This window comes from Mycobacterium sp. (assembly GCF_052145595.1).
Classification (GTDB): domain Bacteria; phylum Actinomycetota; class Actinomycetes; order Mycobacteriales; family Mycobacteriaceae; genus Mycobacterium.
On record NZ_JBKQOI010000088.1, the window covers coordinates 1 to 12,690 of the forward strand.

General features: G+C 63.5%; 13 protein-coding genes and 1 pseudogene. 6 read left to right on the forward strand and 8 right to left on the reverse strand.

Features of this window, described 5'->3' with window-relative positions:
* Positions 1–293 (forward strand): sensor histidine kinase (locus ACLP4W_RS07255; protein ID WP_442385465.1); only part of this gene is annotated, 293 nt, incomplete at its 5' end.
* A gap of 509 nt (positions 294–802) precedes the next feature.
* Positions 803–1,060 (forward strand): annotated as a pseudogene (locus ACLP4W_RS07260) (tyrosine-type recombinase/integrase); the annotation flags it as partial.
* Positions 1,061–1,109: 49 nt separating this feature from the next.
* On the opposite strand, the gene nrdF reads toward ACLP4W_RS07260, so the two are convergent.
* Both nrdF and ACLP4W_RS07270 read right to left on the reverse strand, forming a co-directional pair.
* The gene (gene nrdF, locus ACLP4W_RS07265) at positions 1,110–2,072 is read right to left on the reverse strand and encodes a class 1b ribonucleoside-diphosphate reductase subunit beta (RefSeq protein ID WP_442385490.1); all 963 of its coding nucleotides are present in this window, start codon (positions 2,070–2,072) and stop codon (positions 1,110–1,112) included.
* Between the two features lie 134 nt (positions 2,073–2,206).
* Entirely contained in the window at positions 2,207–2,809 is a 603-nt protein-coding gene (locus ACLP4W_RS07270; protein WP_442385466.1) for a TetR/AcrR family transcriptional regulator, read from the reverse strand.
* A gap of 90 nt (positions 2,810–2,899) precedes the next feature.
* Between ACLP4W_RS07270 and ACLP4W_RS07275 the strand changes: the two genes are divergently transcribed.
* From ACLP4W_RS07275 to ACLP4W_RS07285, 3 genes are read left to right on the forward strand one after another with little or no spacing between them, the layout of a single operon-like run.
* Positions 2,900–4,474 carry a phytoene desaturase family protein gene (locus tag ACLP4W_RS07275; RefSeq protein WP_442385467.1) on the forward strand — a complete coding sequence of 525 codons (1,575 nt, stop codon included), beginning with the start codon at positions 2,900–2,902 and terminating at the stop codon, positions 4,472–4,474.
* Positions 4,475–4,513: 39 nt separating this feature from the next.
* Positions 4,514–4,957 (forward strand): SRPBCC family protein, encoded by a 444-nt coding sequence (locus ACLP4W_RS07280; RefSeq protein ID WP_442385468.1) that lies wholly within the window; start codon positions 4,514–4,516, stop codon positions 4,955–4,957.
* On the forward strand, positions 4,941–5,489 hold the full coding sequence (locus tag ACLP4W_RS07285) for a TetR/AcrR family transcriptional regulator (RefSeq protein ID WP_442385469.1): 549 nt from the start codon (positions 4,941–4,943) through the stop codon (positions 5,487–5,489). Before ACLP4W_RS07280 ends, ACLP4W_RS07285 begins: the two co-directional genes overlap by 17 nt.
* Here the strand turns inward: ACLP4W_RS07285 and ACLP4W_RS07290 are convergent.
* From ACLP4W_RS07290 to ACLP4W_RS07315, 6 genes are all read right to left on the reverse strand, one after another.
* Positions 5,464–7,011 (reverse strand): flavin-containing monooxygenase, encoded by a 1,548-nt coding sequence (locus tag ACLP4W_RS07290; RefSeq protein WP_442385470.1) that lies wholly within the window; start codon positions 7,009–7,011, stop codon positions 5,464–5,466. The two genes, ACLP4W_RS07285 and ACLP4W_RS07290, sit on opposite strands and share 26 nt — an antisense overlap.
* 158 nt (positions 7,012–7,169) lie before the next feature.
* Complete coding sequence (locus tag ACLP4W_RS07295; protein WP_442385491.1) at positions 7,170–7,910, reverse strand: TetR/AcrR family transcriptional regulator; 741 nt, start codon at positions 7,908–7,910, stop codon at positions 7,170–7,172.
* Positions 7,911–8,033: 123 nt separating this feature from the next.
* Positions 8,034–10,199, reverse strand: a complete 2,166-nt coding sequence (gene nrdE, locus ACLP4W_RS07300; RefSeq protein WP_442385471.1) for a class 1b ribonucleoside-diphosphate reductase subunit alpha — start codon at positions 10,197–10,199, stop codon at positions 8,034–8,036.
* Positions 10,169–10,615, reverse strand: coding sequence for a class Ib ribonucleoside-diphosphate reductase assembly flavoprotein NrdI (gene nrdI / locus ACLP4W_RS07305; RefSeq protein ID WP_442385472.1), 447 nt, complete (start codon positions 10,613–10,615; stop codon positions 10,169–10,171). Before nrdI ends, nrdE begins: the two co-directional genes overlap by 31 nt.
* 28 nt (positions 10,616–10,643) lie before the next feature.
* Positions 10,644–10,883 (reverse strand): redoxin NrdH, encoded by a 240-nt coding sequence (locus ACLP4W_RS07310; protein ID WP_442385473.1) that lies wholly within the window; start codon positions 10,881–10,883, stop codon positions 10,644–10,646.
* A gap of 527 nt (positions 10,884–11,410) precedes the next feature.
* Entirely contained in the window at positions 11,411–12,022 is a 612-nt protein-coding gene (locus ACLP4W_RS07315) for an NAD(P)H-dependent oxidoreductase (RefSeq protein WP_442385474.1), read from the reverse strand.
* 52 nt (positions 12,023–12,074) lie between these two features.
* Between ACLP4W_RS07315 and ACLP4W_RS07320 the strand changes: the two genes are divergently transcribed.
* Positions 12,075–12,689 (forward strand): TetR/AcrR family transcriptional regulator, encoded by a 615-nt coding sequence (locus tag ACLP4W_RS07320; RefSeq protein WP_442385475.1) that lies wholly within the window; start codon positions 12,075–12,077, stop codon positions 12,687–12,689.
* Position 12,690 lies beyond the last annotated feature (1 nt).

Here is a 12,690-nt window from a genome sequence, read left to right on the forward strand (position 1 = left end):
TGCTGTACCGGGCCGCGCGCGAGCTGCTAGCCAACATCCACAAGCATGCCCGGGCGAAAAGGGTCAAAGTCAAACTGTTGCGAGACGGCCACAGAATCGTGCTAACGGTCGCCGATGACGGAACAGGATTCGATCCGGCAATCGTCGACCGATTGGTCGCCGACGGGCACATCGGGCTGGGATCCCTGCTGGTCCGGGCTGACGCGATGGGCGGCTCGATGAACATCAACTCCGAAATCGGACGCGGCACAGAGGTGATCGTGACCTCACCGCTCGAACCGGCTGACCCTTGACACCGCCAGTCCGGTATCTCGCAACAGCCACACTCGCCCGTCACACCTGGGGTCGGCACCTTCAGGGGAAGCCAGCCGAAGCGGCAAAGCGGCCAGGCATAGCGTCCGCTCCCACTACGCCAGCGCCGCGGCGTCGTAGGGGATGATGGCGTCCAGCTTTTTGGGGGGCAGGAGTGACCGGGTTGGGATGCGCAGCATATGCAGGCGATGGCGCCCATCATGCGTTATTGCCCCGGGCGAGCGGATCTGCGCGATCTTTGGCCTTCCCCGGTGTCCTTTATGCGGGGGATGCTAATGCGGCCGTCCTAGCGAAATGGCGACCTTGGCAATGCGGTTTCGGGAGGGTCAGACTGCGGTCAACAATTGCCGCGATGATTGGGGTGCTAGAGCAGGCGTCCTATACGGCTGCCTCGGCTGGGAGGTCCCGGCTACCTTGGCTGCCATGATCATGCCAACCGGAGGGTCAGACATGCCATCCAGGAACATACGGCAGGGGTGCAGTGCGGGACCCACGGGTCACACCGCATGATCTTCGGCACACTGCGGCCAGCCTTGCGGTGTCGGCCGGAGCGAACGTCAAAGCGGTGCAGAAGATGCTCGGGCACGCTTCCGCAGCGATGACATTGGACATCTACGCCGACCTTTTCGATGACGATCTGGAAGCGGTGGCGACCGCGTTGGATCAGGCCCGCTCGCGCGATTGTGTCCAAAATGTGTCCACGGGGTGGCCACGGGGCGCTCTCACGGCGGTCCAGCCGACCGACTGAAGGCCGCTGTCCAATGGCCTGACCGACCGTTAGGCCCGTGACCTGCGGTTTAGAAGTCCCAGTCCTCGTCTTCGGTGTTGACGGCCTTGCCGATCACGTAGGACGACCCGGAGCCGGAGAAGAAGTCGTGGTTCTCGTCGGCGTTGGGCGAGAGCGCGGACAGGATCGCCGGGTTCACGTCGGTCTCGTCGCGCGGGAACAGCGCCTCGTAGCCCAGGTTCATCAACGCCTTATTTGCGTTGTAGCGCAAGAACTTCTTGACGTCTTCGGTCAGCCCGACCGCGTCGTAGAGGTCCTGGGTGTACTCCACCTCGTTGTCATAGAGCTCGAAGAGCAGTTCGTAGGTGTAGTCCTTCAACTTTTGCCGCTTGGCGTCGTCGACCAGCGCCAGGCCACGCTGAAACTTGTAGCCGATGTAGTAGCCGTGCACGGCTTCGTCGCGGATGATCAGCCGGATCATGTCGGCGGTGTTGGTCAGCTTGGCCCGGCTCGACCAGTACATCGGCAGATAGAAGCCGGAGTAGAAGAGGAAGCTCTCCAGCAGCGTGGAGGCGACCTTGCGCTTCAGCGGTTCGTCGCCGCGGTAGTACTGCATCACGATCTCGGCTTTGCGCTGCAGGTTGACGTTCTCCTCCGACCAGCGGAAGGCGTCGTCGATCTCGGCCGTCGAGCACAGCGTGGAGAAGATCGAGCTGTAGCTCTTGGCGTGCACCGACTCCATGAACGCGATGTTGGTGTAGACGGCCTCTTCGTGCGGGGTAAGCGCGTCCGGAATCAGGCTGACCGCCCCGACCGTTCCCTGGATGGTGTCCAGCAGGGTTAGCCCGGTGAACACGCGCATCGTGAGCTGCTTTTCGTTGGCCGTCAGCGTTCCCCACGACGGCAGGTCGTTGGACACCGGGACCTTCTCGGGCAGCCAGAAGTTCCCGGTCAGCCGGTCCCAGACCTCGGCATCTTTGTCGTCTTGCAGCCGGTTCCAGTTGATCGCCGAGACGCGGTCGATCAGCTTCATTCCTTCGGACACCAGAACCCCACTTCACCTGCCGGTTTGCCTATAGTTACCTAGGCCACAAACACTACCCCTGGTGTCCGACAAGCCGACGCAACACCAGAACTTGTGTCTGCGTGTCGCGCACCCGGATGCGGTCAGTCCAGTCCGGCGTCCCGCAGCGTGTGCGTGAGGCCGTCCTCGAGGGCGCTCAGCGCGATGTCGGTGAGGCGACTCAGTTCGTCGATATCCTCGCCGCCCTTGCTCATCCATGTTTCCAGCGACACGAAAACCGCGGTGGCCAGGCTGTCCGCCGCGATGTCGGCGATCATGGCGCCGTCGGCGGTGGGCCGGGATCGTTGATGGATGAAGCGCTGGATCACGTCGGCAACCTGATCGCGCATCCGCCGAATGTGGCTGGTGATGATGTCCTGGTCGAGGTCGCGCGACCGGATGGTGGCGGCTTCACGGACCATCCGGAAGTCAAATGGGAACGCGTCCACGGCCTTACGCACCGACACAGTGATGGGTTCCCCGTGCGGGCGCAATGCCAGCGCGCGGGCGAACCACTCGAAGCCGATGTCGTAGTCGGCGAAGATCACCGCGTGTTTGGACGGGAAGTGCCGGTAAAACGTTCGTTCCGTGACCCCGACATCGGCGGCGATGTCGGCAACGCTGGTCTGGTGCACGCCGTCGGCGACGAAACGCTTCATCGCCGCCTGTTGCAACGCCTGACGCGTGCGCCGGCTACGAGATTCCACGGTGCCAGCACACACCAAATGTCACCATTGACGCAAATATGTCAGGTGTGACATTGTGCGTTCAGTCGAGGGATCACCGGAGGAGTCAGCATGGCGGACTATGACGCGATCATCATCGGGGCAGGCCACAACGGTCTGGTCGCCGCGAACGTGCTGGCCAAGGGCGGCGCGAAAGTCCTTGTCCTGGAACGGGCGCACTTCCTCGGCGGGATGGCCGCGACCCGCGAACTCTTCGACGGATACAAGCACAGCGTCGGTGCATGGGCGGTGCTGATCTGGCGGCAGGAGATGACCGATCGCCTGGAGCTGACCAAGTGGGGCTTCGAACTGATGGATCAGTGGATGTCGACGTGCACGTTCGGCGCCGCCGAGGACACCCCGTTCGTGATGTACAACGACCTCGAACGCATGGGCCGTCACCTCTTCGAGGACCACGGACCGGAGGTCGCGACGGCACTCGGCGGGTTGTTCGCGCACATCGGCCGGTTCGCGCCCTATTTCGTTGACTCGGCGTTCGGTCCTCCGCCGGACATCATCGAGGTGATCGCCGCGCAGCCAACGCCGGCGGACCGTCACGACTTCGCCCAGATGTGGTACGGCAGCACCATGGACACGGTCCGCCGTTTCTTGGCGCCGGACCAGGGCCGGTGCATCCAGGGCTCGCTGGCGGCGATGTCCATCGACGCTTTCGATGGCGGCCCCTGGACCCCGGGCTCGAATGCGTCGACGCTCTACCACTACCTGATTGGCGGCGGCAACGTCGAATACATCATGCCGCGCGGTGGCATCGGCTCGCTGAGCACAGCGCTGTGCCGGCGCGCCGAATCGTTGGGCGCCGAGGTGCAGATGAAGCAGCACGTCAAGCAAATCCTGGTCACCGACGGGCGCGCCACCGGGGTCCAACTCCGCGACGGCACAACGATTTCGGCCGACGCCGTGCTCTCCTCACTCGACCCATACACCACATTCGTGAATCTGGCCGGCCCGCAGAACTTTCCGCCCGACTACATCCGGAAGATCAAGGAAATCAACTTCAACCTGGGATACATCCAGGCCCATCTGACGATTGACCAAGCGCCCCAATGGATCGACCGGCTGCAGCCATTCATGCACGACAACGGGCAGTGGTGTCCCACGGTTGCCTACGCGCCGTCGCCGGAATACATCAGCGACGCGTGGGAGCAATACCGCAAGGGACAGCTTCCCGACGCCCCGCCCACCTATCTGTACATACCCAGCATGGTCGACTCGTCGTTGGCGCCCGAAGGCAAGCACAGCGCAACGATTTTCACCCCGTACTTCCCCACCGGACTGGACGCCGACGAAAACCGAAGCTGGAAAGAGCAATACGCCGACACTTGCGTGCAGATCTTCGACAAGTACGCGCCCGGGTTCGCCGACTCCGTCACCAACCGCGTGGTGTTCTCCAACCGGTACTTCGGCAGCACCTTCAGCGCACACGCCGGTGACTACTCGCACGGCCTGCTGCAGCCCAACCAGTTGTGGACCGGTCGTGTCGTCGAGGGCGAGGACAAGTTCGCGACGCCCGTCGACGGGCTCTACCTGTGCGGCCAGTGCACCCACCCCGGTCCGGGGGTAACCGGTATCCCCGGATGGAACGGCGCCGAGGCGGCCCTCAAGCATCTCAACGCGCGCGTCGGATAGGCGTAGGCAAAACCCGACGCTTGATGTACCATTTGGTACATGTTTAACGAGGACAGCATCGAGATAGACGCACCGCCGCAGCTCGTATGGGATGTCTTCAGTGACGTCGAGCGCTGGCCCGAGTGGACCGCTTCCGTGACTTCCCTGGTCGGGCTGGACGGACCCGCCCTTGCCGTCGGCAAACGGTTCGCGATCAAGCAACCCGGCTTGCAGAAGCTGGTCTGGAAGGTCACCGAGATCGACCCCGGTGCGTCCTGGACGTGGGTGCACCGCTCCCCCGGCGTGCTGGTGAGCGCTCGCCACGACGTCACCCAACCCGGCGACCGCACCCTGGTGCGCCAGCAACTCGACCAGCGCGGTGTACTCGGCGCGCTGGTCGGGCGGCTGACAGTCAAGAAGACCAAGCGCTTCCTCGCGCTGGAGGCACAAGGCCTCAAGGCCCGGTCTGAGCAACTCAGCCGCGCCGATGGCCCGCACACCTGACCTCGCGCGGCGCCGGCAACTGCTTGACGCACTCTTCGACGAGTTCGCCGCGGGCGGCATCGGGGACCGCTCGCTGCGCGACGTCGCCGCGGCCGTCGGTACCAGCCACCGGATGCTGTTGCATCACTTTGGTTCTCGAGAAGACCTGCTGATCGCGATCGTCGAGGAGGCCGAGCGCCGCCAGATGGCTCTCGTCCCCAATCTGCCGATGAATCCGGCCGAAGGCTTCGCAGCGATGTGGGCCGACCTTCGTCGCCCCGAACTGCGCCAGTTGGAACGCCTCTTCTTCGAGTGCTACTCGCGCGCGGCCCAAGGCGAAAACCCGTTCACGCGGATGATTCCCGGCGCCGTCGACGGCTGGCTGCACGAGGTCGAGGCGGCCACCGCCGGCGTTGCATACGACGGCGCGATGGCACGGCTCGGGCTGGCCGTCACCCGTGGCCTACTGCTGGATCTGGTGGCCACCGACGACGACGCCGCGGTGGATGCGGCCGCGGACGCCTTCGTCAGGCTCCTGGAACGCTGGTCGTAGCGCCGACTTCAACCGGAGCGCGCTTGGGCTTGCCGACCCCAAAGAACTGGTACTCCTCGGGTTTGACCGACCGCGTCGCCATCCAGTACTGCCAGGTGTAGCCACCCCACAGCACGGTGTTCTTGCCATGCTCGTCGAGATACCAACTGGCACAGCCGCCGGTGTTCCACACCGAGTTGGCCAGCTTGGCTTGCAGCTCATCGTTGAAGCTGTCCTGCGCGGCACGGGTCGGGGCCAGCGCCTGCGCGCCGAACTTGTCGCATTTCGCTATCGCGTCGGCGACGTAGTGGATCTGCGATTCGATCATGAACACCACGGAGTTGTGCCCCAGCCCGGTGTTGGGTCCTAGCAGGAAAAACAGGTTGGGCACGTCGGCGACGGTGATACCGCGATGCGCGCCGATACCTTCGCGGTTCCACCGGTCGACCAGGTCTTCTCCGTGCCGCCCCTTGATCTGAACGTAGGTGTAGGAGTCGGTGACGTGGAAGCCGGTGCCGTAGACGATCACGTCCGCCTTCCGTTCGGTGCCGTCGGCGGTGACGATCCCGTCGCGCGTGATGCGGGTGATGCCGTCCGTGATCAGTTCGGTCTTCGGATCGGCGACCGCACCGTAATAGGTGGAGGAGTTCAGGATTCGCTTGCAACCAATGCGGTACTTAGGCGTCAGCTTGCGGCGCAGCTCGCGATCTTTCACCGAGCGGTGAATGTTGTATTTGGCGTAGGCCTCGATGAACTTCAGCGCGTCCGGCCGCTTGGTCATGCCGAACGCCAGCGCCTCCTGCGCCCAGTAGATACCGAGGCGCACCAACGCCCGCAATCCGGGGACGTTCTCCATGGCCTGACGCAGCGCCGGCGGAAGCTCGGGGTTGGAGCGCGGCACCACCCACGGCGGGGTGCGTTGGTAGAGCTGAAGTTCGGCGACTTGCCCGACAATCTCGGGCACGATCTGGATCGCGCTGGCGCCAGTCCCGATGATTGCCACCCGCTTGCCGGTCAGGTCGACGTCGTGGTCCCACTCCGCGGAATGGAAAGCGGGACCCGCGAATTCGTCGCGACCTTCGAAGTCAGGGATGGACGGGATATGCAACGCGCCGGCCCCCGAGATCAGGAACTGGGCAACGTATTCGCGACCATCCGTGGTGAACACATGCCATCGGTTCTCGTCCTCGTCCCAGTGGCCGCGATCGACCAGGGAATTGAACTCGATGTAACGGCGCAGCCCGTATTTCTCGGTGACTCCCTTGAGGTAGTCCCAGATCTCGGGCTGATAGGAGAACGGGTTTTTCCAGTCCGGCTTGGGCTCGAACGAGAACGAGTACAGGTGCGACGGGATGTCGCACGCGCAGCCGGGGTAGCTGTTGTCCCGCCATGTGCCGCCGACGTCGTCGGCCTTCTCCAGGATGACGAAGTCCACGCCTTGTTTTTGCAGCGCAATGGCCATCCCCAGCCCGGAGAATCCGGTCCCGATGATGACGGCGCGGGTGTGCACCGGCTTGTGCGCTGCGGGCGCTGGTTTGGTCATGGCGTTGGTCATGTGTGGTCTTTCTGTTTCAGATCAGCTCAGGCGCCAGCCGGCGCGGCGTTGGCCGTCGCGCCCGGCTGTCACAAATACCCAGTACCCCTGGTATCGGGTAAGACGAGTGTTATCGATGCCCGCTGGGATGTCAACGTCGCGGTTGCTCAGCTGGCGGCGGGGTGGCTGGGCACCACGCTGTGGATCGGCCGGTCAGGATCCATCGTGATGCCGAGTGCCTCGGCCGTGCCGCCGATGACCCCCATCATGATGGTCGTCAGGTGGGCGATGAATTGCTCGCGCGGCATGCGTCGCGGGCTGTCGGGGTCGGGGCCCAACCACCACTCGGTGGCCGATGCGGCCGATCCGAAGGCGGCATGTCCGGCCAGTTCGATCGCCGCGTGGTCCAGCTCCATCTCCCGCAGCTCGTTGTCGAACATGTCGGCCATGGCCAACGTGATCTCGCGGCCTTCGTTGAGGATCCGGATGGACGACTGGGGGGTGGCCGCCGAGCGGCCCTGAATGAAAACCCGCAGCACGTTGGGGTGCTTGTCGACGAGGGTGACGTACTCCTCGACGCTGCGCCGGACGACCTCGCGAGCGGAGTCGGTTTTCAAGTCGACGGACGGGAAAATGGCCGCCCACAGCATGTCGCGCAGTCGCTCCCCGATCGCCTGGAACAGATCGGACTTGTCATGGAAGTGCCGGTAGATCTTGGGCTTGGCGGTGCCGGCCTCTTCGGCAATTTCCCGCACACTCAGCTCGGGTCCCAGGCGGTCGATAGCGCGGAACGCAGCCTCGACTATTTCACCGCGCACCTTCTTGCGGTGTTCACGCCAACGTTCGCTGCGCGCGTCGACCTTCGCCCCGGGCTTTACGCTGGGGTGGGGTCGGGGAATTCTCACCACGTCAAGCACCTTACCGCGCAGCATTTGCTGACCTGGGCAGACCGGTCATTCTCCGCCTCGCTGAGCGTGAATCTCACGACGCGACACGCCGTGAAGCCGTCGTCAAATTCCCACTCGGAGGAGTCACAGCATGCAGGAGACGCAGCCCTCGACCTCGGTGCCCTCCAGCGCCATCTGCCGCAGCCGGATGTAGTACAGCGTCTTGATCCCCTTGCGCCAGGCGTAGATCTGCGCCTTGTTCACGTCGCGGGTCGTCGCCGTGTCCTTGAAGAACAACGTCAGCGAAAGCCCCTGGTCTACGTGCTGGGTCGCCGCGGCGTAGGTGTCGATGATCTTCTCGTAACCGATCTCGTAGGCGTCCTGGTAGTACTCCAGGTTGTCGTTGGTCATGTAGGGCGCCGGATAGTAGACCCGTCCGATCTTGCCTTCCTTGCGGATTTCGACCTTCGACACGATGGGGTGGATCGACGACGTCGAATGGTTGATGTAGGAGATCGACCCGGTCGGCGGCACCGCCTGCAAATTCTGGTTGTAGATGCCGTGCGCCTGCACCGATTCCTTCAGCCGTCGCCAATCGTCCTGGGTGGGGATGCGGATCTCTGCATCGGCGAAGAGCTGACGCACCTTCTCGGTCTTCGGCTCCCACACCTGGTCGGTGTATTTGTCGAAGAACTCCCCCGACGCGTACTTGGACCGCTCGAAACCGGCGAAGTGGGTGCCGCGTTCGATCGCGATGCGGTTCGAGGCCCGCAGCGCGTGATACAGCACCGCGTAGAAGTAGATGTTGGTGAAGTCGATGCCTTCCTCGGAACCGTAGAAGATGCCCTCGCGCGCCAGGTAGCCGTGCAGGTTCATCTGCCCAAGCCCGATCGCGTGGGAATCGTTGTTGCCCTGCTCGATCGAGGGCACCGACCAGATGTGCGTCTGGTCACTCACCGCGGTCAGCGCACGAATCGCCACCTCGATCGTCTGGGCGAAGTCCGGCGAGTCCATCGTCCTGGCGATGTTCAACGAGCCCAGGTTGCACGAAATGTCTTTGCCCACTTTGGCATAAGTCAGGTCCTCGTTGAACAACGACGGCGTGGACACCTGCAGGATCTCCGAGCACAGGTTCGAGTGGGTGATCTTGCCCTCGATGGGATTGGCCCGGTTCACGGTGTCCTCGAACATGATGTACGGGTAGCCGGACTCGAACTGCAACTCGGCCAGCGTCTGGAAGAACTCCCGCGCCTTGATCTTGGTCTTGCGGATGCGGGCGTCGTCGACCATCTCGTAGTACTTCTCGGTCACCGAGATGTCGGCGAACGGCACCCCGTAGACCCGTTCGACGTCGTACGGCGAGAACAGGTACATGTCCTCGTTCTTCTTGGCCAGCTCGAAGGTGATGTCGGGAATCACCACGCCCAAGCTCAGCGTCTTGATCCGGATCTTCTCGTCGGCGTTCTCCCGCTTGGTGTCCAGGAAGCGGTAGATGTCGGGGTGATGGGCATGCAGGTACACCGCGCCGGCCCCTTGGCGCGCCCCGAGCTGATTGGCATAGGAGAAGGAATCCTCCAGCAGCTTCATGATCGGGATGACGCCCGAGGACTGGTTCTCGATATTCTTGATCGGTGCACCGTGCTCGCGAATGTTGCTCAGCAGCAACGCAACCCCCCCGCCGCGCTTGGACAGCTGCAGCGCGGAGTTGATCGATCGCCCAATGGACTCCATGTTGTCCTCGATGCGCAGCAAAAAGCAGCTCACCGGTTCGCCGCGCTGCTTCTTGCCCGAGTTCAAGAACGTCGGGGTGGCCGGCTGGAACCGCCCGTCGATGATCTCGTCGACGAGCTTCTCGGCCAGCGCGGTGTCGCCGGCGGCCAAGGTGAGGGCGACCATGCACACCCGGTCCTCGAAGCGTTCCAGGTAACGCTTCCCGTCGAAGGTCTTCAAGGTGTACGACGTGTAGTACTTGAACGCGCCAAGGAACGTCGGGAACCGGAACTTCTTGGCGTAGGCGCGATCCATCAGCGCCTTGACGAAGTTGCGCGAGTACTGGTCTAAAACCTCACGCTCGTAGTAGTTCTCGCGGATGAGATAGTCGAGTTTCTCGTCCTGATTGTGGAAGAAGACGGTGTTCTGGTTGACGTGCTGCAGGAAGTACTGGCGCGCGGCCAGCGCGTCCTTGTCGAACTGGATCTTGCCGTCCGCGTCATACAGATTCAGCATCGCGTTGAGAGCGTGGTAATCCGTTTCGCCGGGTAGCGCGTGCGCGCCGGAGGTTACAGGCTCTGCAGTGACGGTTGGTGGCACGTCTGTTCCTTCCAGAATTCAGCCAGGCCCGCGCGGACGGCATCCACGTCGTCCGGGGTTCCCATCAGTTCGAAGCGGTAAAGGTATGGAACGCCACACTTGCGGGAGATCACGTCGCCCGCATAGGCGAATTCCGCGCCGAAGTTGTTGTTGCCCGCGGCGATGACGCCGCGGATCAACGACCGATTGTGCTCGTTGTTCAAAAACGAGATGACCTGCTTGGGGACATAGCCACCGGCGTTGAGATCCGGGGTGGCACGGCCCCCGCCATATGTAGGCAGTATCAGCACGTACGGCTGGTCGACCTCGATGCGGCCATGCAGCGGTATCCGCGTGGCGGGAACATCCAGCTTCTGCACGAAGCGGTGGGTGTTCTCCGACACGCTGGAGAAATAGACCAGGTTGCGCGACAGCACCGCAACCTCCTTACCTCTCGTTCGCCTGCTACGCAGTCAACGCGGCGCCGGCGAGCGCCTTGATGCGGTCCGGCCGGAAACCCGACCAGTGGTCGTTACCCGCCACCACCACGGGGGCCTGTAGGTAACCCAGCGCCATCACGTAGTCGCGCGCCTCGGAGTCCAGCGTGATATCGACCTTCTCGTAGGCGATGCCCTGCTTGTCCAGAGCCTTGTAGGTGGCGCTGCACTGCACGCATGCCGGCTTGGTGTAAACGGTGATGCTCATGGAATGCCGCTCCTTTGCGGAAGCTGGAACCTGTAACGGACTGGCAACTACTTCGGTACTACGTGTTCGCTGTGTTCAGCGGCCCGCCAAGCCCCCAGATTCCCGTCGTTGCGGCGGCCGGGCCGAATGGCCTGACGCCAGCGAGGCCGGGAGGTTCACCAGGCCCGGCTGGCCTAGTAATCCTGGGATCTGCCGGTGTTCGAAACACTACACCTAGTGGCTGACAAGATGTCGAGCTACAAGATGTTCTGAATAACAATTCTGAAATTCCCTGGTCGTAAGCGCTGTGTTGAACAAATTTGGACACGCGCCCGGCGTGTCGCAGATCACAAACCCGCGGAAGGTGCCCATGCGCATCGGTATATCACCGGCCACCGACAGAGTCGGCGCGTTCCTCTCGCCTGCCCGCCACCAGCAAAGCCGCCGGGCGAGGCTGGTGGCTTCTGCCAGTCCCTTTCCGCAACCTCGCTGGTCGGCGGCAATCGGCTTGTTGGCTTGCGCCAATTTCAGCCGATTTCGGCCCGAATTCAGCCGACCTCGGCGGCGAGCTTGCCGACAACGTCACGCACGTTCGCCGAGAGTTCGGCGTCCTCCGCGGGAGCCTTGCCTTCCAGGGTTTTGAACGGCACCGACAGTTTGATCGACTCGACCACCCGGGCGCCGGCGATTCCGAACGACTTACGGGTCTCGTCGTGCGCCCACACCCCGCCGTACTGGCCAAAGGACCCGCCGACGACCGCCAGCGGCTTGCCCTTCAACGAGCCGTTGCCGAAGGGGCGAGACAGCCAGTCGATCGCGTTCTTCATGACCGCCGGAATGCTGCCGTTGTATTCCGGGGTGACCACCAGCGCGGCATCCGCGTCAGCCGCGGCGGCGCGTAACGCGGCCACCGGGGCAGGCACAAGCTGCACGTCATCGTCTACCGCCGGGTCGATCTCCTCGTTGTAGAACGGCAGCTCTCCCAGCCCTTCAAAAATCGTGACGGTGACGCCGTCCGGAGAGACAGCCGCCGCCAGCTCGGCGATCTTGCGGTTGATCGACGCCGCACGCAGGCTGCCCACTAACGCCAAGATTTTGATGTCGGAGTTGATCTCAGGCACTGTTCCGTTCCCTTCGGTTGTTCGTATACATCTTTGCATCATCAAACCGGACTGTGGTCCGTTTCTATTCCATCCGCGCTAAAGTGCAGGAGTGAGAGGTGTCGAGCGGTTGGGCGAGTTGCCGGTTTCCGCTCGTCAAGAGACGCAACATGAGCGAGGAGACGCGGCGCGCAACCGCGCGCTATTGCTCGAGGCGGCCCGCCGATTGGTTGCCAAACGCGGCGCGGACGCCGTCACCATGGACGACGTGGCCGCGGCCGCCGGCGTCGGCAAAGGGACGCTGTTCCGCCGATTCGGGAGCCGGGCCGGCCTGATGATGGTGCTGCTCGACGAGGACGAGCGGACCAGTCAGCAGGCATTTCTGTTCGGCCCGCCGCCGCTGGGCCCCGATGCGCCGCCGATGGATCGGCTGGTGGCATTCGGCCGGGCGCGGCTGCGCTTCGTCCACACCCACCACGCGCTGCTGTCGGCGGCCAAAGGCGATCCGCAGACCCGCCATGTTGGTGCGGCCGCGGTGCAGCGCACCCATGTGCGGGTGCTTTTGCAGGCGGCTCACACCACCGGCGACCTCGATGCCCAGACCGACGCGCTACTGGCCCTGCTCGACGTGGATTACGTGGAGCATCAACTGAACTACGGCGGCCACACCTTGGAGGTGTTGGGCGACGCGTGGGAGAGCCTGGCACGCAAGCTCTGTGGGCGGTGAC

Excerpts from the sequence above, each read along its gene's own strand:
- nrdF (WP_442385490.1), bottom strand. The coding sequence starts at position 2,072 with ATGAAGCTGATCGACCGCGTCTCGGCGATCAACTGGAACCGGCTGCAA.
- ACLP4W_RS07275 (WP_442385467.1), top strand. The coding sequence starts at position 2,900 with ATGGCGGACTATGACGCGATCATCATCGGGGCAGGCCACAACGGTCTG.
- ACLP4W_RS07280 (WP_442385468.1), top strand. The coding sequence starts at position 4,514 with ATGTTTAACGAGGACAGCATCGAGATAGACGCACCGCCGCAGCTCGTA.
- ACLP4W_RS07285 (WP_442385469.1), top strand. The coding sequence starts at position 4,941 with ATGGCCCGCACACCTGACCTCGCGCGGCGCCGGCAACTGCTTGACGCA.
- ACLP4W_RS07290 (WP_442385470.1), bottom strand. The coding sequence starts at position 7,011 with ATGACCAAACCAGCGCCCGCAGCGCACAAGCCGGTGCACACCCGCGCC.
- ACLP4W_RS07310 (WP_442385473.1), bottom strand. The coding sequence starts at position 10,883 with ATGAGCATCACCGTTTACACCAAGCCGGCATGCGTGCAGTGCAGCGCC.
- ACLP4W_RS07315 (WP_442385474.1), bottom strand. The coding sequence starts at position 12,022 with ATGCAAAGATGTATACGAACAACCGAAGGGAACGGAACAGTGCCTGAG.